Genomic DNA, 22,969 nt, shown 5'->3' on the forward strand with positions numbered 1-22,969 from the left:
TACGCCATGTGCCATACCGCGATAGAACTTGACCAGGTGTCGCTGGGATGGCGCGATCGCATCGCCGTGCGTGATATCTCCGGAACCTTCGCGCGCGGCTCCATGACGGCCATCGTGGGGCCCAACGGCGCAGGCAAGTCAACGCTGATCAAAGGCATTATGGGTATGCTGAGCCCTTTGCGCGGACACATACGTCTGGCCAATGATTCCAGCGCTCACATGGCATGTCTGCCGCAGCAGGGCGAGCTCGATCGCAGCTTTCCCATCACGACTTACGATCTGGTTGCCATGGGTGCCTGGCGGCGTACCGGGTCCTGGAAGCGCTTCAAGGCCGCCGAGCATGATCGGGTTCAAAGCGCTCTCGAAGCCGTAGGCCTGGCAGATTTCGGGGCTCGTATCGTAGGTACTTTGTCGGGCGGACAGTTGCAGCGTGCGCTGTTTGCCCGATTATTGCTGCATGATGCCGACACTTTGCTGCTCGATGAGCCTTTTTCAGCGGTAGATCGCCACACTACTGAAGATTTGATGGCGGTGCTGCAGGCCTGGCATTCGGAAGGCCGCACGGTCATTGCCGTGTTGCACGACATGGAACTGGTGCGTGCCTGCTTCCCGCAGGCCTTGCTGATGGGAGGGCAGGCCGTTGCCTGGGGGCCCACGCCGCAGGTCCTGACACCCGAAAATCTGCACTTGGCGCGGCATCTGTGCGCAGGAGACTACCTGTGATGTGGCTGGTCGACCTGTTGTTCGGGCCTTTTATCGAATACAGCTTCATGCGCCGGGCGCTGGCCGGTTCGCTGGCTTTGGCGTTTGCCGCGGGTCCACTGGGCGTATTCCTGGTGCTGCGTCGTATGAGCCTGATGGGTGACGCCATGGCACATGCCATTTTGCCGGGCGTGGCTGTGGGTTTTTTGACAGCAGGCCTGTCTTTGACGGCCATGACCATAGGCGGCATGATTACCGGCCTGGTGGTGGCCATGCTGGCGGGCGCGGTGGCACGGCTGACTCCCCAACGCGAAGATGCCAGCTTTGCTGCTTTCTACCTGGTGTCGCTAGGCCTGGGGGTGATGCTGGTTTCGCTGCGAGGCTCGAATATGGACTTGATCCATGTGCTGTTCGGCACGGTGTTGGGTCTGGACGATGGCGCCTTACTGCTGGTAACCGCCGCATCCAGCATTACGCTGCTGGCTCTGGCCCTGATTTTCAGGCCTCTGGTGCTGGAGTGCCTGGATCCCTTGTTCCTGCGCAGCCAGGGCGCTGCAGGGTCGTTCATCCACATGCTGTTCCTGTTGCTGCTGGTCATGACGCTGGTTGCGGGCTTTCAGGTACTGGGTACGCTGATGGTGGTCGGGATCATGATGCTTCCCGCCACCGCCGCCCGATTCTGGGCGGGTTCAGTTGGTCGGCAAATTGTGTTGTCGGCGGCGATTGGTGCCGTGGTCTCGTATATTGGCCTATTGTTTTCGTACTATGGCAATGTGCCTGCCTCACCCGCTATTATTATTGCGGCAGGATGTGTCTATTTTCTATCTGTTTTCTTTGGCCCTCACGGAGGGTTAATGCAGGCTGCGCGCCAGGCTCGGGCCCGCCGGCAACGTCTGTCCAGAATTTCGGAGAACTTTTAATGGCTATTCGCAAGCCTATATCCAGCATGTATTCGGCTCTTGCTTCCTTTCATATGGGCCGCCGGCTCGTACTTGGCAGCATGTTGAGTGGTCTATTGATTGCCTCGGTGCCCGTGGCGCAGGCGGCCCAGGCACTTGCGCCGGCAAAACCCGTCAAGGTGGTGGCCACTTTTTCGATCCTGGGCGATATGGTCAAGGAAATCGGTGGTGAATATGTCGAGCTGACCACCATTGTTGGGCCGAATAGTGACGCGCACACTTTCGAACCCACTCCTGCCGATGTAAAGGCCTTGGCCGATGCCCAGGTTCTGGTGCTGAACGGCCTTGATTTTGAAGCCTGGTTACCCAGACTAATCCAATCGGCCGGGTTTCAGGGACAGCAGTTGCTGGCCTCGCAAGGCGTGTCGGTGCTTCATCTGAACCCTGCAGAGCAGGCGCACGACGATCACGGCAAGCATGCTGAGGCGCCGAAAGAGGCAGATGCCGCCGATGACCACGATCATCCACAGCATACGAGCGATGTCGACCCGCATGCCTGGCAAAGCCTGCAAAACGGCATTATCTATGCCCAGAATATCAGAGAGGGCTTGATCAAGGCGGCGCCGGCTCATCGCGCCTATTTCAAGGGTAGGGCCAGTGTATTCATCGAGCAAATGAAAAAGCTGGATGCCGAAATCAAACTGGCCTTTTCGGAAATACCCAAGAATAAGCGCAAGGTGATCAGCTCGCATGACGCATTCGGCTATTTTGCACAGGCTTATGGCGTTCATTTTGTTCCTCTGGCGGGGCTGTCCAGCCAGGCCGAACCATCGGCCAAGGAAATGGCCGCCGTCATCGATACCATCAAGCAAGAAGGCATCTCGGGCGTGTTTGCCGAAAATATGACGAGCTCCAGGCTGGCCAGCCAGATCGCACGTGAAACGGGGGCTGTGGTGGGCGGCACCTTGTATTCCGATGCGCTGGACGTGCCTGGCCAGCCGGCGGCCAGCTATCTGGGCTTGATAACCTGGAATGCAGGTCAGCTCATTTACGTACTGAAGGGTGGTCTGACCAAAGGTTAGCGTGCTGCCTGCCTATTGCTGGCGCTTGCGGCCAGCGCGCGGGTGAGCCTGGTCGTAGGCCTGGGCCAGGTGCTGAAAATCCAGGCGTGTATAGATTTGCGTCGTCGAAATATTGGCATGGCCCAGCAACTCCTGCACAGCGCGTAAATCCTGGGCCGATTGCAGCATGTGGCTGGCAAAGCTGTGCCGTAAACCATGTGGGTGTACATGCACAGGCAAGCCCACCAGCGTAGCCAGTTTGTTCAACTGCAGTTGCACGACGCGAGGCGAAATACGCTTGCCCCGCGCACCCAGAAACAAGGCGGCAGAGGCATTGGGGTCGGTTGATCCGGCCAGCAATTGATCACGCTTTTGCAGCCAGCGCTCCAGGGCGGCAATGGCCTTGCCGCCCAGCGGCACGCTACGTGTCTTGCCGCCCTTACCTTTCACGATTGCTTCCTGCTCTTCGAGCTGTATCCAGCTTTGGGACTCATATTCGCCGTTGCGCGCATAGCGCCAGTCGAGGCTGACCAGCTCGGCCAGCCGCAAGCCGCTGGAATACAGCACTTCAAACATGGCTTGGTCGCGGCAGTCGATGGCGGTATCAGGCTCGGGCAGATTGGGTCGATCGAGCAATACCTGGGTTTGCTCGACTGATAGTGCTTTGGGCAGGCTGCGGGGGATTTTTGGTGCGCGCACTCCGGCTGCGGGGTTGGATTCCATGCCGGCTTGCGGGGCCCACCACTGAAAGAAACCACGCCAGGCTGCCAGGGCGCGCGCCAGGCTGCGCGGCTTCAGGCCTTGCGCATGCAAACGTGCGACAGCCTGGCGTATATGGCTTTCTGTGCATTGATCCAGCTTCAGGTCGGCGTGGCACAGGATCAAATGATGCAGGTCTTGTCGATAGCCCGATAGCGTGTGAACGGAATAACGGCGGTGACCTTGCAAGTGTGCAAGCCATTGCTCCATGGGGGAGGGCAGGGCATGCATGACCTGCCCTCAGGCGTAGTCGTCAGGTTTGGCGGGCCCTTGCAGACGCAGCAGGCTGGCGCTGGCCAGACGATTGATCGTGTCAAGAAAAGCCGTGCCCATGTCGGGCGTAAAGCGCTCGACGTCGTCAGAGCCCAGCACCAGCAAGCCGATGGGTTCGCCGCTGCCATGGGGTCGCAGCGCAATCATGGCCAGTGAAGCCGGCGGCATGCCCAGCCACGTTGCGGCTTCCTGGTCGGTGTAGGGGCCGCAATAAGGTGTGGTCAGCTCGCGGGCGTAAGACCGTATGCTGTCGGTGACGTCCTGATTGAACTCGGTGTCTTGAAGGCCGGAAAGATCCCACAGCCGCAGGGCGATCGTAGACAGGTCGAACAGGTCGCCCAAGCTGCGTACGACATGGCCGGGCAGCTGAGTGGCGTCGTCTTCGGCCAGCATGCGACAGCACCAGTCCATCAGGGTGTTGGTAATGCGTTCATTGCCGCTGGCATTGTGCACCAGCCCCGACAGTTTCCATTCAAGATCTTTGGCGCGGGCGCGCAGCGTCAGGATCTGGCGTTCACCCAGTGAAATGGCACGGGTCTCGTTGGGATGAGGCACACGCAAATTGGCGAATACCTCGGCGTGGTCCTGAAAGAAGGAAGGGTTTTCTTGCAAGAACTGCGCAATATGCTCGGAGGAAAGGCTGTCTGCACTCATGGCTGTAAAAAATCCTTGGTGGTTAACTGTTCGGTAAGCGTGTCGATGTCGACGCTGCCGGCAAACACCGTAACCGCTGGCCCGCTCATGTGCAAGAGGTTGTCGGCCCAGGTGATGGCCAGCGGACCGCCCCGGGTATGCACCAGGACCGGGCTGTCGAGCAGGCCACGGCGTATTCCGGCCACCGCCGCCGCGCAGGCGCCGGTACCGCAGGCCAATGTTTCACCCGCTCCGCGCTCATAGACGCGCAGCTTGATGGTGTGGCGGTCGAGTACTTGCATGAAGCCCGCATTGACGCGCTGCGCAAAGCGCGGGTGAGATTCTATGAGTGGTCCGGCTGTGCCCACTGGCGCCGTTTGTATGTCGTCGACCAGCTGGACGGCATGCGGGTTGGAGATGGCGACCAACGAGAGTTGGACGTCATTGTGGCCAGGTAGGGGCAAGGCCCACAGGGTGTCGTCTGCGCAGGGTGTGGATTGCAGGCCTTGTACGTCGAAGGCAAGCGCTTGGGGTTCGAATCGGGTCTGGCCCATTTCGACCGAGACGTCGCCGTTGCCGGTGCTGTCGAGGGTGATGATGCCGGATTTGATTTCGGCTCGCAGGGGGTTACGGCGCGACAGGCCTTGTTCGTGCACGAAGCGTACGAAGCAGCGGGCGCCGTTGCCGCAATGTTCGACTTCGCTGCCGTCGGCGTTGAAGATGCGGTAACGGAAGTCGGCTTCGGGGTGCAGGGGGGTGTCGACGAGGAGGATTTGGTCGGCGCCGATACCGAAATGGCGGTCGGCTAGCGCCCGCGCCCGTTCGGGGGTGAGGTCGATGTTTTGTCGCACGCCGTCGAGCACGACAAAGTCGTTGCCTGCGCCGTGCATTTTTACGAAGTTCCAGATCATGATGCTGACATTATCGCGGATTAGGTGGGGTTTGTCCGTGATTTTTGAGTTGTTGGTGCGCAGGTTGCTGCTGATGAGAAATATGCCACTTTTTTGATCGTGGCTGTAGGTAGGTAAGTTTTCTGTTGCTGGTATCACTGCGTTCTTGCGCGGTGCAGTCATGTGTCCGGGATGCCGCTCCGATCGCTGCGCCCCTCCTGCGGAGGGGTGCCCTTGCCCTGGTCTCACAGCGGGGTCGGACGCGAACTCGCCTGGGACAGTCCCCCGGACTGTCCCAGGCTCAGACAGCGCGTCCTCTTAGGCCCCCGCTTTGAGACCTGGGCTGCGGCTTGCTCAAACGTCGCTTTACCCCGGACACATGACTGCACCGTGTCATGACGGCAGGGGTGATACCCGCTGTCAATGGATTTTTGTACCCCAAGCCTGGCTCATTCCTAAAAAGGCGTATGTGACGGGGGCTGTGCAGGCGACTCGCGCAAGCCGTTTCTGGTGGCTCGATCGAGGATGCAAGTGTGCGGCTGTTTGAGACCGACGGGTGTCGGGCCATTGGCCCGACCGGTCGAGTTCCGCACACGCCTCGATCGGGCCACCAGAAACGGGAAGCCCCTGGCTTTGCCAGGGGCCGCAGCGCGCCAAGCCGGAACAGCCCCCGTCACATACGCCTTTCTTAAGAACGAATTATCAGGAGGCCAAAAATCAGAGAACCAACACGGCAGAACAGATCAATCCAGCGAAAGGCCCAAGCGATTGATCACCTCATCCCAGCGCTTCTTCTCGCTCACTACCAGCTCGGTCAACCCCTCGGGTGTTGTCGGTGCTGGCGTGAAATAAAGCGTCGCCATCTTCTGCTTCACATCATCACGCGCCAGGATCTTTGTGATCGACTCATTCAAGCGCTGCACCACATCATCCGGCGTACCGGCAGGCACAAAAATTGCATCCCAGGAAATCGACTCGAAACCTGGATAACCCTGCGACGCCATCGTTGGGATGCCTGGCAGCACATCGCTAGCCTCCAGGCTGGTGATCGCCAGCGCGCGTGCTTTGCCTGCCTTTACCTGCGCCATGGCGATGCCAGGCACCATGAAGCCTGCCTGCACATCGTTGTTAAGAATCGATGTAATGATTTGTGGGAAACCAGAGTACGGGATCTGCTGCAGGCTGATGCCGGCCTCATGCTCCAGCATGGCCATGCCCAAATGCGAAGAACTGCCCGGGCCCACCGTACCGTAGTTCAGCTCGCCCGGCTTGGACTTGGCCAGGCTCACGAATTCCTGAACATTCTTCGCTTCGAAGTCTTGTGGCACCACCAGTACGTTCGGGCTCGTGCCCACCAGTGTGATCGGCGCCAAGTCCTTCAGGGGATCGTAGCCCAGTGTCTTCTTGTACAGAGTAGGTGCCGTGACCATAGGTCCATTGATGGTCAGGAGTATCGTGTATCCATCAGGCTTGGCCTTGCTGGCAGCGCGCGTGCCGATGTTGCCGCCTGCACCCGGCTTGTTGTCAACGACTACCGGTTGACCCAGGTCTGCGGCCAAGGGCTCGGCAATGGCGCGTGCCAGAATGTCTGGCGAGGACCCGGCCGGGAAGGGCACAATCATCTGAATGGGCCGTTCGGGCCAGGCCGCCTGCGCCACTGGCGACAAGGCGAAGAAGGCGGCACCGGCAAGCGTCAGGGCCGAGGCGTGCAGACGTCGGCGGGTTATGGAAAATCCAGTCATCAGTGATTCCTTGGGCAGAAAATAACGGTATTTGAAAAGGGTCGAAATATTACTCAGGCCCGGCCTCGCGCGCGAGCAGGTCGGTGACGGCTCGCCCTGGCGCCATGCCGTCGAACAACACTTTGCATACTGCTTCGGTAATGGGCAGGTTGATCTGGTGCTGGCGACCGAGCGCCAGCGCGGCTCGAGCACAGCGCACACCTTCAGCGGTCAGGCCGCCGGCCAGAATGTCGTCCAGACCCTTGCCTTGCGCCAGGGCAATGCCTACTTGCCTGTTGCGTGACAAGTCGCCGGTTGCGGTGAGCACCAGGTCGCCCAGGCCGGTCAGGCCGGCGAAAGTGGCCGCTTGTCCGCCCAGCGCCTGACCCAGTCTTTGCATTTCGGCTAGCCCACGCGTGATCAATGCGGCTCTGGCATTGGTGCCCAGCTTGAGTCCGTCGGAAATTCCGCAAGCAATCGCCATGACGTTTTTCAGTGCGCCGCCGACCTCGACGCCGATGATATCGGTGCTGGTATAGATGCGGGCACTGCTGCCGTGCAAGGCCTTGATGGCCGCCTGTGCGGTCCAATCGTGCCGGGTGGCGACAGTCAGTGCTACGGGCAGGCCTTGTGCGACCTCGAGCGCAAAAGAGGGGCCCGACAGCACGCCCAGGCCCAGTTCGGGCAGGGAGGCGAATGCCTGTTGGGCGATTTGCTGAGGAAGCAGACCCGAGTCGGGTTGGAAACCCTTACACGTCCAGACGATGCTGAGCTTGCCGCGCGGCGGTGTTGCTGCGAGCGATTGCGCCAGCTTATGGCACAGGCTGTGCAGCCCCACTACCGGTACGCCAAGAATAATCAGGCTGTCATCGCGGCCGGTGTTGCAGACGTGATCGATGGCTTGCTGAAAATCAGCCGTGGCGTTCAGTGCCTGGGGCAGGGGCGTGTTGGGCAGATAGCGGGGGTTGGCGTGATCGTGTGCAATGCTCTGGGCAAGATCAGGATTGCGGGCCCATAGCAGGGTGTCGGCCCGTGCACTGGCCAGTACGGCCAGCGCGGTGCCCCAACTGCCGGCGCCCAGCACCGACACGCGTGGACGCTGCTGGCCGTTCATATGCTTACTGACGGGTGGCGCCAGGGGGCAGGATGATGCCGGAATCATCGTTGCCGCCTTGCTGCTGCTGGGCCAGTTCGGCGATGCGCTGCTCGTACATGCTCTGGAAGTTGACTTCGGCCAAGTGCAGGGCTGGTAGCGAGGTGCGGTTGATGGCGTCGGCCACGTTGGCACGCAAATAGGGGTAAAGCATGGTGGGGCAGACGATGCCGATCAGCGGATCGAGTTGCTCGGCAGGAATGTTGGCGGCTTCAAAAATACCGGCCTGGGTCGCTTCGACCAGGTACAGAACCTTGTCTTGAATGCGTGTGGTAACTGTGACGGTAACGGTGGCTTCGTAGACCGTTTCGGCCAGGCGCTGTCCGCCCACATTCAGGGAAACTTCAACGGAGGGGCCTTCCTGCTCCAGGAAAATCTGAGGCGCGTTAGGCATTTCCAGTGACAAATCTTTAACGTAGGTACGTTGCAGGCTGAAGCTGGGATCCTGGCTGGCTTGTTCGCCTTGGTTGTTCTGTTGCTGTTCGGACATGTAGTTTTCCAAAAGTGATATGGGGTAGGGCCGGGGCCGGTCAGGCTCCAGGGTTAAGTTCAGGCTCAGGCATTCAGCAAAGGCATCAGGCCGTCGGCCCGGTCCAGTGCTGCCAGATCGTCATAGCCGCCCACATGGGTATCACCTATGTAGATTTGCGGTACGGTACGCCGGCCAGTGCGTTCCATCATGATGGAACGCTGGTCGGGGTCCTGGTCGATCCGGACCTTCTGAATGTTGGTCACGCCTCGTTGCTTGAGCAGCATTTCAGCGCGAACGCAATATGGGCACACAGCGGTGCAATACATCGTTACTGTAGCCATGGAGATTCTCTTTAGTGCTTCTTGGATAGCAGCATGCCACCCTGGACCCACCCATTCAGGCCTTCGTTCAGGCTCACGGCCTGATCGTAGCCTTGCTTGCGCAGGCTGGCCGCGATACGGGCTGACTCGCGGCCCTTGTCGCAAACCACGATAATAGGCTTGTCTTTGGGCAAAGAACTCAGTTTAGCCTGAACATCGGCGGCCGGCAGGTTGCGTGCTTGAGGTATGCTGCCAGTTTTAAATGCTTCGCTGCTGCGCACGTCGAGAAACAGGCCTTGTTGCTGATTGGCCATTTGGACGGCTTGCTGTACGGTTACCGTTTTGGCGCCGCCCTTCAGCAGGTTGGGCAACATCAGCATGACGCCCGATGCGATGGCAACGAACAGGAAAATCAGATTGTTTTGGTCTAGAAAAAAGTCCACGTTATATCCCGAAAACGCCCTCGGAAAAAGGGCGGAATCCAGGGATTATAAAATGGACAGCGAATTTCAACTTTTGGGCGATTCTTATCATGCATAAACTTGTTCTGATGCGCCACGGCGAAAGCCAGTGGAATCTTGAAAACCGCTTTACGGGCTGGACTGACGTCGATCTGACTGATACAGGACGCGAGCAGGCCTTTCAGGCAGGCAAGCTACTGAAAGAGAAAGGGTTTGAGTTCGACCTGGCGTATACCTCGGTGCTCAAGCGGGCCATACGCACGCTCTGGATTGCTCTGGACGCCATGGATGCCATGCATACGCCTACGGGGCTCAGCTGGCGCCTGAACGAGCGCCATTATGGTGCGCTGCAAGGGCTGAACAAGGCCGAGACCGCTGCCAAGTACGGCGACGAGCAAGTACTGATCTGGCGTCGGGCCTATGCCATTGCACCCAATCCGCTCGAGCTCGACGATCCGCGTCATCCGCGCTTTGACCGACGTTATGCCAAGATCGCAGCCGACAAGCTCCCGGCCACAGAGTGCCTGCAGGATACGGTAGCACGTGTCCTGCCGTTCTGGAACGAATCCATTGCACCGGCCATGCGTGCCGGGCGGCGAGTACTGGTTGCGGCTCACGGCAACAGCCTGCGCGCACTCATCAAGCATCTGGACGGCATTTCCGACGACGACATCGTGCACGTGAACATACCCACTGGCCAGCCGCTGGTGTACGAGCTCGACGATGATCTGCGTCCCATCCGCCATTATTATCTGGGTGACCCGGCTGAAATCGAGGCTGCGATGGCCGCGGTTGCCAACCAGGGCAAGGCAAGGAAATAAACATGCGGCGAGCGTTGGGCTGTTGTGCGCTTTTGTGGGCGGGTCTCGCCTGTGCAGCAGAGCCTTCGCTCACGCAAAAGCAGGCTGACGCCCAGACGCAGCGCACCGAGTTGCGCGCACGCATCGCCAGTCTTCAAGACGAAATCGATCGCAGCGAGTCTTCGCGCCGCGATGCGGCCAGCCAACTGAAAGCATCCGAAACCGCTATTTCGGCCAGCAACCGCCGGCTGGCCGAGCTGGCCGAGCGCCAACGGGCGGCAGAGCGTGAGCTGAAAGACCTCGGGGCGCAAATCGTCGAGCAAAAGCAGCAGCTGACAGTGCGCCAGCACGAGCTTGGCGAGCAGATGCGGGCTCAGTATGCGGGCGGCCTTTCGCCCTGGACGGCGCTGCTGTCGGGTGACAATCCGCAAGCCATCGGGCGCGATCTGCGTTATCTGGGCTATATCACGCAGGCCCAGGCCGATGCGGTCATTGCCGTCAATCTTGCGCTCGACAAACTTGCCAGACTGCAGGCCCGTTCCGAAGAGCAGACGCAGAAATTAGCGCAGCTGGCGCAAGAGACCACCGACGAGAAAAGCAAGCTTGAGGAGCAAAAGGCTGAACACCAGAAGGTACTCAAGCGGATTGAAACCGAACTGCAGGCGCAGCGCGGGCAGGCGGCAGGCCTGAAACAAAATGACGAACGCTTGGGCAAATTGATTTCCGGCCTGGAAGTAGCCATAGCCAAGCAGCGGGAAGCCGCCAGAATAGCTGAAGAGAAACGCCGTGCCGAAGCCGCCCGTCTGGCTGAAGCGAAGCGCCGCGCCGACGTGGCCCGGAAAGCGGAGCAGGCGCGTCAGGCCGAGGCCGCAAGACAAGCCGCTTTGGCCGAACAAAAGGCCAGAACTGAAGCTGACCGGCAGGTGGCCGAGCAAGTACGTCTGCAAGTGGAGCGGGCGCGGGCAGAGGCCCGTGCCAAGGAAGAAGCTGCCGCTGCGAAGGCCAAGACCGAGGCAGCCGCTGCCGCGCAAACGGTCCGCAGTGAGCCTGCCGGCGGCTTCCAGGGGCTGGGCAAGCGCAATCCCTATCCGGTCTCCAGCAACGATATTCTGGGGCGTTTTGGTGCGGAAAGACCCGAAGGCGGATTATGGCGTGGCATTGTGCTGCGGGCCCCGCAAGGCAGCCCCATCAAGGCCATTGCGGCAGGTCGAGTTGTCTATGCCAATTGGCTGAGTGGTTTCGGCAATATCATGATCGTGGACCATGGCGCCAAGTATCTAAGCGTGTATGCTTACAATCAAAGCCTGCTCAAGCGTGTGGGCGATATTGTCGGCGCCGGGGACACCATCGCCACGGTGGGGGCCACAGGCGGACAGGTAGAGTCAGGTCTATACTTTGAAATCAGGCATCAGGGCGTACCAGTGAATCCCCTGCTTTGGTTAAGGCGGTAATTTCGTTACTATTTAGTCGTAGTGCATAATTTACGCCAACTCATGCAATGCAGTCTTGATACGTGGCGTTGAGTGCATTGACTTTATTCATACTACTTCGGGAATGTGCATGAGCACTCGCAGGTTAGGCGGTTTTGGTTTGATGTTGGTGGGCGCGTTAGGCGGTGTCCTGGTCAGTCTGGGCATCACGGCGGCGGCGCAGCGCGGCGATCCCTTGCCGCTCAAAGAACTGCAGCAGTTCGCCAACGTGTTCGCAGCCATCAAAAGCAGCTACGTCGAACCCGTTACCGACGAAAAGCTGGTCAACGATGCCATCAAGGGGCTGTTCAACGACCTCGATCCGCATTCCACCTATCTCGATGCCGAGGCCTTCAAGGAAATGGAAGCCGTCACGCAAGGTGGCTTCGGCGGCCTGGGCATAGAAATCGGCAGCGAAGACGGCATGCCCAAGGTGATCTCGCCAATCGAAGACACCCCTGCTGCACGCGCCGGCATTCTGGCGGGCGACCTGATCACGCACATCGATGGCAAGCCCACCAAGGGCATGACGCTCAGCGAAGCCATCAAGCTTATGCGTGGCGAACCCAAAACATCCATTGTGCTCACCATCAAGCGGCAAAATAACGACAAGCCCATTGTGGTGACTATCGTGCGCGACCTGATCAAGGTGCGCAGCGTGCGCAGCAAGATGCTCGACGGCAATATTGCGTATGTGCGTATTGCACAGTTCCAGGAACGCACTGTCGAAGACCTGGGCCGACAGCTTACCGAGCTTGGCAGCAAGGGCGCTCCCAAGGCGCTTATTCTCGACTTGCGCAACGACCCGGGCGGCTTGCTCGAAGGCGCCATCGGCGTGTCGTCTGCGTTCCTGAAGCCCGATGTCCTGGTGGTGTCCACCAAAGGCCGCATACCTTCGGCCAACCGCGAGTATTTCTCCAAGCAGGGCAGCTATATGCAGAACTTCCTGGGCAGCGCAGACACTCAAGACGGTGCCAAGATCGCGGCCTGGGCCAAGACCGTTCCTATGGTCGTCCTGGTCAACGTAGGTTCGGCATCGGCCTCTGAAATCGTGGCAGGTGCCTTGCAAGACTACGAGCGCGCCAAAATCATCGGCAGCCGCACTTTTGGCAAGGGCTCGGTGCAAAGCGTGTTGCCGCTCAGCGAAGATACAGGCATCAAGTTGACCACAGCGCTTTACTACACGCCCAAAGGTCGCTCCATTCAGGTAACCGGTGTCGAGCCCGATATCGAGGTTGACGATACCGCGCAAGGCAATCTGTTCCGCCTGCCGCGCGAGGTCGATTTGCAACGCCATCTGCTGAACAGCAACTTCCAGGAAGACAAGCAGGAAGCGCCTGCCGAAGAAGAGCGTAAAGTCGAGCCCAAGATGTTCGAGTTTGGTGGCGCCGACGATTATCAACTCAAGCAGGCCATCAATTTCCTTGAAGGGCGTCCCGTCAAAAAGAATAATCCCAGCCTGGTTGCCAAGGCCGACAAACCTAAAGCCGACGGCACCAAGAGCACCGACGCTGAAAAAAAAAGTCCAGTGACGCCAAATGACCCCAACGTCGAGCGTTTCAGGATCACTGCCGACGGAGTGGTGCCGGTAGAGTAATGAACGACGAAGAGCTGCTTCGCTATGCCCGGCATATTTTGCTGGATGAGTTCGGCATAGAAGGGCAAGACAGGCTGCAGGCTGCGCGGGTGCTGATTGTAGGCGCCGGAGGGCTGGGCTCCCCGGCAGCGGCTTACCTGGCCGCATCAGGGGTCGGCCACTTGGTGCTGGCCGACGACGATGAGGTAGAGCTCAGCAATCTGCAGCGTCAAATTCTGCACACCACCGATCGTGTGGGCTGGCCCAAGGCCGAATCAGGCAAGCATATGCTGGCGGCCTTGAATCCCCAGATACACATCCAGGCCCTGGTCCAGCGCCTCGACGACGAAGCCCTGGATGAGCAGGTAGGTCTGGCTGATCTGGTGCTCGACTGTTGCGACAATTTCGCCACCCGCCATGCCGTGAATCGCGCATGCGTCAAGCATCGCAAGCCGCTGGTCTCGGGGGCGGCCATCCGTTTCTCCGGACAAATCAGTGTGTTTGATTTGCGCCGTGACGATGCCCCCTGCTATCACTGTCTTTTTCCAGAAGCAGACGATGCCGAGGAGCTGCGCTGCGCCACCACAGGTGTGCTGGCGCCTCTGGTGGGCATAGTCGGCAGTACTCAGGCGGCAGAGGCCATCAAGATACTGACCGGCATGGGTGAGACGCTGGTGGGCCGCATGCTATGTCTGAATGCCCTGGACATGCAGTGGCAGACCCTGCGTTTCAAGCGCGATCCGGCTTGCCTGGTGTGCGCAGACCGTGACGGCCAGCCAGCAGCTGTCCCACCGAATTAACGCGCAAGTTCACATACAGATTGCGTCCACCGTGCAGGGCTGAAAACGGTGTGCCGGGATGAAACACATGCACGGTGCGCATGCCTACCTGACGCGCACTTTTCAGGTTGCGTAAGGTGTCTTCCACCAAAACCACCTGGCGGGCCGGCACTGACAGTCGGGCCAGCACCTGGCGCATCAGTGAAAGCGATGGCTTGGGCCGCATTTGTCCTTGCATGGTCATCTGATCAATAGCCCATACATGCTCGAAATGATGCAGTATGCCCAGGGTCTTTAACACCTCGCGGGCATAGAACAGTGGCGCATTGGTCAGCAAAATCTTGCGGCCCTTCAGCAATTTGAGCTTGCGGTTCAGGCCACTTTCGGCATGCACCAATGGTGCAATTTGAAAGTCGTGACTGAGAGCGAGGAAATTGTCGGCGTTGACGCCGTGATGGCGCACCATGCCTATGACGGTGGCGCCATAGCGTTGCCAGTAGGTTTTGCGCAAGGCATTGGCTGCATCGGAATCCAGACCCAGGGTCGTGGCCACGGCACGGCCCATCGAGCCGTCTATGGCCTTGAAGATACCTTTGGAACAATCGTGCAGCGTGTTGTCTAGGTCGAACAGCCACACGGTTTCTTTTGCTTGCGTGCGGCTTGCTGGCCGTCGCGGGTAAGCCGCAGCCCTGGCTGCATGAGCCGACTGCATTCAGTGCGAGCTGATCATGGTTCCTACGCCCTGGTCGGTCAGGATTTCGAGCAGCAGGCAATGCGGTACACGGCCATCGACAACATGCACCGACGTGACGCCATTACGTGCGGCGTCGAGCGCCGACGAGATCTTGGGCAGCATGCCGCCAGAGATCGTACCGTCTTGAAAGAGTTCGTCTATGGTTTGCGCTGAGAGGCTGCGCAGCAACTGACCATTTTTGTCGAGTACGCCGGGGGTGTTGGTCATCATGACGAGTTTCTCGGCGCCCAGGACCTCGGCCATTTTTCCGGCAACCACATCGGCGTTGATGTTGTAGGCCCGGCCGTCTTCGCCGTAGCCTATGGACGAAATGACGGGAATGAACTGATCGTCTTGCAAAGCCTTGACGACAGCCGGTTCGATGCGGGTGATATCGCCCACGTAGCCGATGTCAAGCCACTGGCCCGGGTTGTCGTTGTCGGCGAGCATTTTCTTGCGTGTCTGGATGAGGCAGCCGTCTTTACCTGTGAGGCCTACAGCCTTGCCGCCAGCTTCGTTGATCATCATGACGATGTCTTGCTGTACCTGGCCGCCCAACACCCATTCCACGACTTCCATTGTTTCGGCATCGGTAATGCGCATGCCCTGCACGAATGAGCCTTCTTTGCCTATGCGTTTGAGGGCGGCATTGATTTGCGGGCCGCCGCCGTGCACGACAACAGGATTGAGCCCCACCAGTTTGAGCAGCACCACATCGTGGGCAAAGCTGCGTTGCAGGGCTTCTTCGGTCATGGCGTTGCCGCCGTACTTGATGACGACAGTTTTGCCATGAAAACGTCGTATGTAGGGCAGGGCCTCGGCCAGCACGTCAGCTTTCACTGTTGCGGACAGACTGGCGGGGAGGTCGGGGGAAGTGGTCATACCTTCGCGACTCCTTTAATAGTGTTAGCAGGCCCTAGCTGGCCAATGCCTTGTTGACGGTGCTGAGGAATGCTTGCTTGTCGTAGTTGCCAAGATAGCGTTTGATGATATTGCCTTGCTTGTCGATAAGAAAGGCAGTGGGGGTGAGCTGTACATCGCCGAAAGCCTTGGCGATCTCGCCCTGCGCATCGATGGCTACGGTAAAGGGCAAATGCCGTGTTTCGGCATAGTTCTTTACGTAGTTGGCGGGATCATACTGCATGGCCACGGCAATGGTGTCAAAACCCTTGGGCGACAGGTCGTTGTAATGCTGAATGGTGTCCGGCATTTGCGCAATACAGGTAACGCAACTGGTGGCCCAGAACTTGACCAGCACGACTTTGCCGCGCAGGTCCTGCATAGTGGTTTTTTCGCCGGTGAGCGACGTGAAGGTGACGTTCGGGGCAGCCTTGGCCGAGCCGGAAAACTGCCAGATGCCGATTCCGGCCAGGGCTAATGCGGCGATTACGCCAATAAGTGCTTTTTTCATTGGACAGGCATGGTTTCTACGCCGCTGGAAGACTCTGGCGTATTGGTTGAGCCCGTGTTGGATGCATCATCGACGGGAGCCGGTGATGTGTCTGCTGCAATACTTTCGGGCGAAACGATCTGGAACAATTTTACTACTTTGTTGACGCCGGTGACGCTGGCGGCGACTTTGCCGGCACGCTGGCTTTCTTCTTCGGTGACCTTGCCCATCAGGTAGACGATGCCACGCTCGGTGGTGACATTGATGGTGCGGCTGGGCACTTCTTTGGTGTTGATCAGGGATGTCTTGACCTTGGATGTGAGCCAGGTGTCGTTGCTGCGCACGCTGATGGGGGTGACGTCGCCCACACGAATCTGGTTGACAACGCGGCGCACTTTCTCGACACCTTGTGCGGCGGTTTCGGCTTTTTGCTTGTCTTGCTCAGTGGGGACATCGCCGGTCAGCAGCAATAAGCCGGCGTACGATGTGGCATTGACACGGGCTTTTTCTTCGCCGAACAGCCTGCGCATTTCAGCTGCTGTCTTCAGTTCAATGGCCTGATCTTCGACCTGCTCGCCTGTAGTGCGGCGATCAGTGGCCACTACGGCGGTGGCGGCAGCGCCGCCCAGGACTACGGCGCCACAGCCCGCAAGTGTGGTGAGGCTTGCCAGGGCAAGGCTGGCCAGAATAAGACGTTGTGAAAATTGCTTTGTAGACATTAAAGAGTGTCTCCGAGTAGTAGGGCATCGATGCCATCGCACAGAGCATGCAACAGCACGATGTGAACTTCCTGGATGCGCATGGTCCGGTCGTGTGGAACGCACAAGTGGATATCGGCGTCGGTAAGGAGTTCGCCAATCTGGCCGCCGCCTTTTCCGGTCAGGGCGATGACGGCCATTTCGCGATCGTGCGCCGCTTCGATAGACCGGATAACGTTGGAAGAGTTCCCGCTGGTGGAAATAGCCACCAGTACGTCGCCGGGCTGTCCCAGGGCAGTGACCTGGCGTTCAAAGACAGTATCGAAGCCATAATCGTTGCCGACAGCCGTCAGAATGGATGTGTCGGTATTCAGTGCTATGCCTGCCAGGGGCAGGCGATCGCGCTCAAAGCGGCCGACGAGCTCAGCGATGAAGTGCTGGGCGTCGGCAGCCGAGCCGCCATTGCCGCAGGCCAGAATTTTGCCGTTGTTGGCCAGCGCACCGAATAATAGATCTACCCCGGCTGATAATGGCTGGGCCAGTTCGCGGGAGCTGGTCTTGAAAGTGTCGATTGCATCGTCAAAGTGCGATGCCATGAGAGATGTCATGTCCATGGGCCTGATTATCTCATGACCCGCTTGAAAAATTACAGCAAACCATTACAGTCGGTGTCGTGGCTGGGCTTACTCGCCAAATGCGCCGCGTATCCAGCTCAGGCTGAGTGGTTCGACGGCCACAACATCGAAACGGCAGGCCGGCACTCTGCCCCGAAAGAAGCGCCTGGCCAGCATGGGCAAAAAATATTGCGCCGTTCTGGTCAAACGCTGTTGCTTGTCGCGGTTTACACTGGCAGCAGCGCCGCCATACCGGCGGCTGCAGCGGTGACGTACCTCTATAAACACCAGAATCCCGTGATCGTTCGCAATCAGGTCTATTTCGCCTGTTTTGCTGTGCAGGTTGCGGGCCAGTACAACCAGGCCGCGAGCCTGCAAATACTGGCAAGCCAGCTCCTCTGCCCGGCGTCCGGTTTTTTGGCTGGGAGACCACTGCGGTTCGGTTCCTGTTGCCGCAGTGGTGGGTGGTAGTGCCTGTTTGCGGCGTCGGGCCCGGATGGTTTTTTGCTGCGCGGCCCTGGCCAGTTGATAAGGTAGTGTTTCATCGTCCATGCGTTACCCACCCGTTTTACAAGTTTTTTAGGTCCTAGTATGAGCGAGATACGCGAATTTTCAGACTCCCAGGCGACATGGAAACGTCTCACCGAGCGTGTGGAAGGGCAGAATTGGCCTGTCTCCAGTCTTTATGTGATCGCCACGCCCATCGGTAATCTGGGCGACTTGAGCCTGCGTGCCTGGCAAGCCCTGGCACGCTGTGATGTGATCGCAGCCGAAGATACCCGTGCGAGCAGGGCCTTGATGGATGCCTGGGGCATTTCCACGCCGATGGTGGCCGCGCATCGCCATAATGAAGCCGCCGCTGCACAGGCCATCGTGACGCGGCTGGCGGCTGGCCAACGGGTTGCGCTGGTGTCCGATGCTGGCGCGCCGGCGGTGAGCGACCCGGGCGCGCGTATCGTGCGGGCGGTGCGAGAAGCTGGCTACCCCGTCATACCCATACCCGGTGCCAGTGCGGTTATTGCCGCGCTGATGGCCAGCGGGGTTACCTCCGACGAAAATCCCGCTTTTGTATTTGCAGGTTTCATGCCGCCCAAGGCCGGTGCCCGGCAAAAATGGCTCAAGCAATGGTGTGCGGTCCCGGCGCCCATCATTATGTATGAGTCGCCTCACCGGCTGGCGGCTGCCATCAAGGATATGGCACAGGTTTGCGGTCCTGAGCGCATGCTGACGATCGCACGCGAACTGACCAAGCGTTTCGAGCAAGTGCATACCCTGCGGATGGATGAGGCGGCCGACTGGCTGGCGCAAGATACACACCGGAGCCAGGGCGAGTTTGTGCTGATCGTGCACGAGGCCGCGCAACAGGCGGTGGATAGCGATGTGGACCCGGCCATCATAGTGCTGCTGGATGCTTTGCTGGAAAACATGTCGGTTCGTGACGCCGCACGCGTGGCCGCCAAGGTATCAGGCCTGCAGCGCGATGTCTTGTACACGCTGGCACTGGCCCGCAAGGACTCAGTTTAAGGCAATGGCAGGCTGACGCCCGGTTTCCTGCTGTATGCGCATTGCTGCGTTCACGGCTTCCGTGCGCGAAGCATAGGGCCCGACCCTGACCCGATATAACTGCTTTGATTCCTGCACCTTTGCCGGCCGGCTTTCCACGCTTTGAATTTGCGAACTGATTTTTTGCGCCAGATTTTCAGCGGTATGTGCTGCTGAAAATGCGCCGAATTGCAGGTAGATCTGGCCGCTGGGCGTTGCGGCGGCTGTGGACGCTGTGCTGCTGATGACGGCGGCGCGTGCTTCTGTGCCGGGTATGTGGACGGGGTCGGTGTCGGGTGGACTGATGTCCAGACCCCGGCCATCATTGTGCTGCAGTGCGGCCATTGCGTCCGGCGTAGCCGGGAGCGCGGGCGCTGGAGCCTCGGTCTGAGTGACTAATACCGGCTTGGGTTGCACGGGGGGCGCGCTGGGGATGGGCTTGGGCTTGGCTTGTTCAACGTTATTGCTGCGTATGTCCTGATTGGTGATGGCCTCGACGATGACCTGGCCGCTGCCGGGGCCGATCAGGCCCAGCTTGGCCGCCGCCACGTATGACAGGTCTATGATGCGCGAACTGTGGAAGGGGCCGCGGTCATTGATACGCACAATCACCGATTTGCCTGAGGAGGCGCGCGTTACCCGCGCATAGCTGGGTAGCGGCAGTGTGGGATGAGCGGCAGACATGGCGTACATGTCGTAGGTTTCGCCGTTGGCTGTTTTCTTGCCATGAAACTTGCGTCCATACCAGGACGCCTTGCCTTCCTGACGGAAGGGTTTTTCGTCGCTGACGGGTACGTAGCGTTTGCCGAAAACCACGTAAGGTCGGAAGTTGGCCTTTGCATGTTTTTCGATGCGTGGTACGGCGTTGGGTATGGCTTCGATATTGGCGGGGATGTTGCTGCCAGGGCCGTCGTCCTTGTAATAGCCCCCGCCTTTTCCACTACTGCCACTGTCGCTACCCGAGGTCCCGCAGCCGGCCAGGACCAGCAGCCCTGCGCTCAGCACGATGGTGACGGCAGCGCGCAAACTGCTCATGGGAGATCGGGGGGAGGTTGGTTACGGTGGCGCACGAGCAGCGGAGAGTGATCGGCAAAGCGTTGTGCCAGTTGCTCTATGACATAGACCGATCGGTGTTTTCCGCCCGTGCAGCCTACGGCCACAGTCAGGTAGTTGCGTGTGTCCTGCATATAAAGCGGCAGCCAGCGCCGGATAAAGCCGGCGATGTCTTCAATCATGGTCTCCACGCTACCGAACTGCGCCAGCCATTCAGCCACGGGTGCATCGCGGCCCGTCATGGGACGCAAGGTGCTGTCGTAGTGGGGGTTGGGCAGACAGCGCACATCGAACACCAGGTCGGCATCGCCTGGTACGCCTCGCTTGTAGGCAAACGACTCGAAGGTCAGCACGACGGGAGCCCGGTCGGCCTGTACCAGGTCGCGTACCCATGCGCGCAGCTGGCCGGGGGTCAGGTCGGACGTGTCGATCACGTGCTCTTGTTCGCGCAGAGGCGCCAGTAATTCTCTTTCGGTATCTATGCATTCTTGCAATGAGGGTGATTTCCCTCCTTGCTGCAGACGATCAGTGAGTGGGTGGCGGCGCCTTGATTCAGAGTAGCGCTGTTTGAGCGTGTGGTCGTTGGCATCCAGGAAAATAACCCTGAAGGCCGTGCCCATGGCGCGCAGGCCGGTGATGACATCGGGCAGTTCGGCCAATTCGCCTGGCGAACGAACGTCTATGGCTACGGCGACGCGTTCGAGCTTACTTTCACGGGTGCTGGCGATGAACTCATGCAAAAATCGAACAGGCAGGTTGTCGACGCATGTGTAACCTGCGTCTTCGAGCAGGCGCAAGGCAACAGATTTGCCGGAGCCTGAAATGCCTGTGATCAGAACTATTTTGAACATGGTTGAAGGGTCCTGCAGTATGTACTGCTAAAAACTTTGTGGCCAGGATCTGTTGTGGCGAGCTGAAAGATCCTAGTCTTGACGGCTACTCTCCATAATGGCCAGTGCCTGGCGTTCGATGAACTCGCCCATGGTGTCGATGCCCCGCAAGGTAAGAATGGTATTGCGTACGGCGGCCTCGACCAGCACGGCCAGGTTGCGGCCCGCGGCAACCTGCAGCATGACACGCCGTATGGGAATACCCAGGATGTCTTCGGTCTGATCCTGAACCGGCAGCCTTTCAAAGGCTTCGGGCGAAGAGCGTATCAGCTTGACGACCAGTTTGAGCTTCATTTTGCGACGCACTGACGTTTCGCCAAAGATCGTACGTATGTCGAGCAGGCCCAGGCCCCGGACTTCAAGCAGGTTTTGCAACAGCGACGGGCACTGGCCCTCGATGATGTTGGGCGCTGTACGCGAGAGTTCTACGGCATCGTCGGCAACCAGGCCGTGCCCGCGTGAAATCAGTTCAAGGGCCAGTTCGCTTTTGCCCAGACCGGATTCGCCCATGATCAGTACGCCCAGCCCCAGGACGTCCATGAACACCCCATGCGCTGTGGTTTTTGGGGCCAGCCGCTTGCCCAGGTAAATACGCAACAAATCAATGAGCTGGGCGGCATCTATGGTGGTCGACAGCAGGGGAATCTGCTGTTTGTTGCAGAACTCGCTCAAGTCGGCGGGGGCCTGCATGTTTTCGGCCAGCAATATGGCGGGCACGCCGCCTGCAACCAGGTCTTCGAGGTGATGGATGCGCCGCTTGACATCGAAGCGGGTGTAATACGAAAGCTCTTCTTTGCCGAACACCTGAATACGCGACGAGTGGATGAGGTTCAGGTGCCCCACCAGGTCGGCGCCGGACATGCCCAGGTCGGGAATAAGCCTGTGCGCAGCGCTCAGGCCAGCTACCCAGGTGAACGGAATTTTGTCCGCGTTATCACTGACGAGTTCCTGGATAGTCAGCATGGCTCTCTCTTATTCGGGCGAGCTGGTCAGAAGCCGATGTATGACTGCCGGATCGGTTTCTGTGTTGAGGGCCTGGCGCAAGCTGGGGTCGGACATCAGGCGGGCAATTTCTGCAAGCAGGTCGAGGTGCAGCTGGGTGGCGGTTTCAGGGACCAGCAGAATGAACAGCATGCTGGCCATGCGGCCGTCGGAGGCGTCGAAGCGTACCGGATCGGCCAAGCGTATGAATGCGGCGCAGGGCTCTTTCAAGTCTTTGATGCGGCCATGTGGAACGGCCACATGGTGGCCGAGTGCCGTCGAACCGAGGCGTTCGCGAGCTATCAGGCTTTGAAAGACAGCGGTGCGGGCAATGCCGTGGTGGTTCTCGAAGAGCAGGCCGGCCTGTTCGAACGCCCGCTTTTTGCTGGTAGCAGCCAGATCAAGCACAACATTCGACAGCGGCAAGATACGCGACAATAAATTCATAGCAATCATTATATGGGCTTTGGCACCGGCCTATGCAAGTGCCATAACTAAGGCCTCAATCACGCAAGGCAATTGAGGCCGGTTACCGGTACGCCAGAGGCATTATATGGGCAGGGCTTGAACCCTGCAGGCATGGCGAAACAGCGGGGAGTTACTCGGTGGCGGGTAGTTCTTGTCGCTTTACCGGCTCGTGAGCGTGGTTCTGCATTTTGGTTTTGTACTTGATGACCTGGCGGTCGATTTTGTCGGCCAGCAAGTCAATGGCAGAGTAGAGGTTTTCGTCGACGGCCTCGCAGTGGATGTCTTTGCCACGCAGTCGCATGGTGACTTCGGCGGTATGCTTGAGGCGGTCTATCGAGAGTATGACCTGTGTGTCGATAACATTATCAAAATGTCGAGATACCCGTGCCATTTTATTCATAACGTATTCACGAATGGCTGGGGTTACTTCCAGATGACGACCAGTGATGCTCAGGTTCATATTGGGCTCTCCTTGCAAGAAAATGAATTGCGCTTGCGCGCGGTTTGCTAAATAAAAAATCCTCCTTAATAAGTTCGTAATGATTTCAGTGTATAGATTGTGCTGGGTAAATCAAGTGAGCTGGATCAAATTTTGACGTTTTTGATGAAGCACGGACTAAATGCTTGCTGCG

General features: G+C 58.9%; 27 protein-coding genes. 8 read left to right on the forward strand and 19 right to left on the reverse strand.

Features of this window, described 5'->3' with window-relative positions; translation table 11 throughout:
• Positions 1 to 6: 6 nt before the first annotated feature.
• From ERD84_RS05390 to ERD84_RS05400, 3 genes are read left to right on the forward strand one after another with little or no spacing between them, the layout of a single operon-like run.
• Positions 7 to 723, forward strand: a complete 717-nt coding sequence (locus ERD84_RS05390; protein WP_130038571.1) for a metal ABC transporter ATP-binding protein — start codon at positions 7 to 9, stop codon at positions 721 to 723.
• Positions 723 to 1,622 (forward strand): metal ABC transporter permease, encoded by a 900-nt coding sequence (locus ERD84_RS05395; RefSeq protein WP_130038886.1) that lies wholly within the window; start codon positions 723 to 725, stop codon positions 1,620 to 1,622. Before ERD84_RS05390 ends, ERD84_RS05395 begins: the two co-directional genes overlap by 1 nt.
• Positions 1,622 to 2,683: a metal ABC transporter solute-binding protein, Zn/Mn family gene (locus tag ERD84_RS05400; protein ID WP_245150611.1), complete on the forward strand. Its 1,062-nt coding sequence runs from the start codon at positions 1,622 to 1,624 to the stop codon at positions 2,681 to 2,683. The genes ERD84_RS05395 and ERD84_RS05400 overlap by 1 nt, the downstream gene beginning before the upstream one ends.
• 12 nt (positions 2,684 to 2,695) lie before the next feature.
• On the opposite strand, the gene xerC is transcribed toward ERD84_RS05400, so the two are convergent.
• The 8 genes from xerC to ERD84_RS05440 form a co-directional block, all read right to left on the reverse strand.
• Complete coding sequence (gene xerC, locus ERD84_RS05405) at positions 2,696 to 3,652, reverse strand: tyrosine recombinase XerC (RefSeq protein ID WP_130038572.1); 957 nt, start codon at positions 3,650 to 3,652, stop codon at positions 2,696 to 2,698.
• 9 nt (positions 3,653 to 3,661) lie between these two features.
• Complete coding sequence (locus ERD84_RS05410; RefSeq protein ID WP_130038573.1) at positions 3,662 to 4,348, reverse strand: DUF484 family protein; 687 nt, start codon at positions 4,346 to 4,348, stop codon at positions 3,662 to 3,664.
• On the reverse strand, positions 4,345 to 5,259 hold the full coding sequence (gene dapF, locus ERD84_RS05415) for a diaminopimelate epimerase (RefSeq protein WP_371743150.1): 915 nt from the start codon (positions 5,257 to 5,259) through the stop codon (positions 4,345 to 4,347). Before dapF ends, ERD84_RS05410 begins: the two co-directional genes overlap by 4 nt.
• A gap of 701 nt (positions 5,260 to 5,960) precedes the next feature.
• A complete protein-coding gene (locus ERD84_RS05420; RefSeq protein WP_130038574.1) occupies positions 5,961 to 6,959 on the reverse strand; it encodes a Bug family tripartite tricarboxylate transporter substrate binding protein in 999 nt (332 codons plus the stop codon).
• A 49-nt stretch (positions 6,960 to 7,008) separates the two neighbouring features.
• The gene (locus ERD84_RS05425; RefSeq protein WP_130038575.1) at positions 7,009 to 8,052 is read right to left on the reverse strand and encodes an NAD(P)H-dependent glycerol-3-phosphate dehydrogenase; all 1,044 of its coding nucleotides are present in this window, start codon (positions 8,050 to 8,052) and stop codon (positions 7,009 to 7,011) included.
• A 4-nt stretch (positions 8,053 to 8,056) separates the two neighbouring features.
• Positions 8,057 to 8,581, reverse strand: a complete 525-nt coding sequence (gene secB / locus ERD84_RS05430; protein WP_130038576.1) for a protein-export chaperone SecB — start codon at positions 8,579 to 8,581, stop codon at positions 8,057 to 8,059.
• A gap of 65 nt (positions 8,582 to 8,646) precedes the next feature.
• A complete protein-coding gene (grxC, locus tag ERD84_RS05435) occupies positions 8,647 to 8,904 on the reverse strand; it encodes a glutaredoxin 3 (RefSeq protein ID WP_130038577.1) in 258 nt (85 codons plus the stop codon).
• Positions 8,905 to 8,915: 11 nt separating this feature from the next.
• The gene (locus tag ERD84_RS05440) at positions 8,916 to 9,326 is read right to left on the reverse strand and encodes a rhodanese-like domain-containing protein (protein ID WP_130038578.1); all 411 of its coding nucleotides are present in this window, start codon (positions 9,324 to 9,326) and stop codon (positions 8,916 to 8,918) included.
• An 89-nt stretch (positions 9,327 to 9,415) separates the two neighbouring features.
• Here ERD84_RS05440 and gpmA point away from each other — a divergent pair, with 89 nt between their 5' ends.
• From gpmA to ERD84_RS05460, 4 genes are all read left to right on the forward strand, one after another.
• Positions 9,416 to 10,165 carry a 2,3-diphosphoglycerate-dependent phosphoglycerate mutase gene (gene gpmA / locus ERD84_RS05445; protein WP_130038579.1) on the forward strand — a complete coding sequence of 250 codons (750 nt, stop codon included), beginning with the start codon at positions 9,416 to 9,418 and terminating at the stop codon, positions 10,163 to 10,165.
• Positions 10,166 to 10,167: 2 nt separating this feature from the next.
• Positions 10,168 to 11,595, forward strand: a complete 1,428-nt coding sequence (locus tag ERD84_RS05450; RefSeq protein WP_130038580.1) for a murein hydrolase activator EnvC family protein — start codon at positions 10,168 to 10,170, stop codon at positions 11,593 to 11,595.
• 109 nt (positions 11,596 to 11,704) lie between these two features.
• Positions 11,705 to 13,210: a S41 family peptidase gene (locus tag ERD84_RS05455; RefSeq protein ID WP_130038581.1), complete on the forward strand. Its 1,506-nt coding sequence runs from the start codon at positions 11,705 to 11,707 to the stop codon at positions 13,208 to 13,210.
• Positions 13,210 to 13,989: a HesA/MoeB/ThiF family protein gene (locus tag ERD84_RS05460; protein ID WP_130038582.1), complete on the forward strand. Its 780-nt coding sequence runs from the start codon at positions 13,210 to 13,212 to the stop codon at positions 13,987 to 13,989. The genes ERD84_RS05455 and ERD84_RS05460 overlap by 1 nt, the downstream gene beginning before the upstream one ends.
• Here the strand turns inward: ERD84_RS05460 and ERD84_RS05465 are convergent.
• The 6 genes from ERD84_RS05465 to ERD84_RS05490 all read right to left on the reverse strand — a co-directional run bounded on the left by ERD84_RS05465 (position 13,919) and on the right by ERD84_RS05490 (position 17,955).
• Positions 13,919 to 14,680: a pyrimidine 5'-nucleotidase gene (locus tag ERD84_RS05465; RefSeq protein ID WP_130038583.1), complete on the reverse strand. Its 762-nt coding sequence runs from the start codon at positions 14,678 to 14,680 to the stop codon at positions 13,919 to 13,921. The two genes, ERD84_RS05460 and ERD84_RS05465, sit on opposite strands and share 71 nt — an antisense overlap.
• On the reverse strand, positions 14,681 to 15,583 hold the full coding sequence (gene argB / locus ERD84_RS05470; protein ID WP_130038584.1) for an acetylglutamate kinase: 903 nt from the start codon (positions 15,581 to 15,583) through the stop codon (positions 14,681 to 14,683). It abuts the gene before it with no gap.
• Between the two features lie 34 nt (positions 15,584 to 15,617).
• Positions 15,618 to 16,112 carry a peroxiredoxin family protein gene (locus ERD84_RS05475; RefSeq protein WP_130038585.1) on the reverse strand — a complete coding sequence of 165 codons (495 nt, stop codon included), beginning with the start codon at positions 16,110 to 16,112 and terminating at the stop codon, positions 15,618 to 15,620.
• On the reverse strand, positions 16,109 to 16,810 hold the full coding sequence (locus ERD84_RS05480; RefSeq protein ID WP_130038586.1) for a BON domain-containing protein: 702 nt from the start codon (positions 16,808 to 16,810) through the stop codon (positions 16,109 to 16,111). The genes ERD84_RS05475 and ERD84_RS05480 overlap by 4 nt, the downstream gene beginning before the upstream one ends.
• Positions 16,810 to 17,403, reverse strand: a complete 594-nt coding sequence (locus tag ERD84_RS05485) for a phosphoheptose isomerase (RefSeq protein WP_167667263.1) — start codon at positions 17,401 to 17,403, stop codon at positions 16,810 to 16,812. The genes ERD84_RS05480 and ERD84_RS05485 overlap by 1 nt, the downstream gene beginning before the upstream one ends.
• 69 nt (positions 17,404 to 17,472) lie before the next feature.
• Positions 17,473 to 17,955, reverse strand: a complete 483-nt coding sequence (locus ERD84_RS05490) for a YraN family protein (RefSeq protein WP_130038588.1) — start codon at positions 17,953 to 17,955, stop codon at positions 17,473 to 17,475.
• 39 nt (positions 17,956 to 17,994) lie between these two features.
• Here ERD84_RS05490 and rsmI point away from each other — a divergent pair, with 39 nt between their 5' ends.
• Positions 17,995 to 18,927, forward strand: a complete 933-nt coding sequence (gene rsmI / locus ERD84_RS05495) for a 16S rRNA (cytidine(1402)-2'-O)-methyltransferase (protein ID WP_130038589.1) — start codon at positions 17,995 to 17,997, stop codon at positions 18,925 to 18,927.
• Here the strand turns inward: rsmI and ERD84_RS05500 are convergent.
• The 5 genes from ERD84_RS05500 to hpf form a co-directional block, all read right to left on the reverse strand.
• Positions 18,919 to 19,980 (reverse strand): septal ring lytic transglycosylase RlpA family protein, encoded by a 1,062-nt coding sequence (locus ERD84_RS05500; protein ID WP_167667265.1) that lies wholly within the window; start codon positions 19,978 to 19,980, stop codon positions 18,919 to 18,921. The genes rsmI and ERD84_RS05500 overlap by 9 nt on opposite strands.
• Positions 19,977 to 20,849, reverse strand: a complete 873-nt coding sequence (gene rapZ, locus ERD84_RS05505; RefSeq protein ID WP_130038590.1) for an RNase adapter RapZ — start codon at positions 20,847 to 20,849, stop codon at positions 19,977 to 19,979. Before rapZ ends, ERD84_RS05500 begins: the two co-directional genes overlap by 4 nt.
• 72 nt (positions 20,850 to 20,921) lie before the next feature.
• A complete protein-coding gene (hprK, locus tag ERD84_RS05510) occupies positions 20,922 to 21,851 on the reverse strand; it encodes an HPr(Ser) kinase/phosphatase (RefSeq protein ID WP_130038591.1) in 930 nt (309 codons plus the stop codon).
• Positions 21,852 to 21,860: 9 nt separating this feature from the next.
• Positions 21,861 to 22,316, reverse strand: a complete 456-nt coding sequence (locus ERD84_RS05515) for a PTS sugar transporter subunit IIA (protein ID WP_167667267.1) — start codon at positions 22,314 to 22,316, stop codon at positions 21,861 to 21,863.
• 151 nt (positions 22,317 to 22,467) lie between these two features.
• Positions 22,468 to 22,797: a ribosome hibernation-promoting factor, HPF/YfiA family gene (hpf, locus tag ERD84_RS05520; RefSeq protein WP_130038593.1), complete on the reverse strand. Its 330-nt coding sequence runs from the start codon at positions 22,795 to 22,797 to the stop codon at positions 22,468 to 22,470.
• Positions 22,798 to 22,969 lie beyond the last annotated feature (172 nt).

This window comes from Pollutimonas harenae, assembly GCF_004153685.1.
In the GTDB taxonomy this organism is placed as follows: domain Bacteria; phylum Pseudomonadota; class Gammaproteobacteria; order Burkholderiales; family Burkholderiaceae_B; genus Pusillimonas_C; species Pusillimonas_C harenae.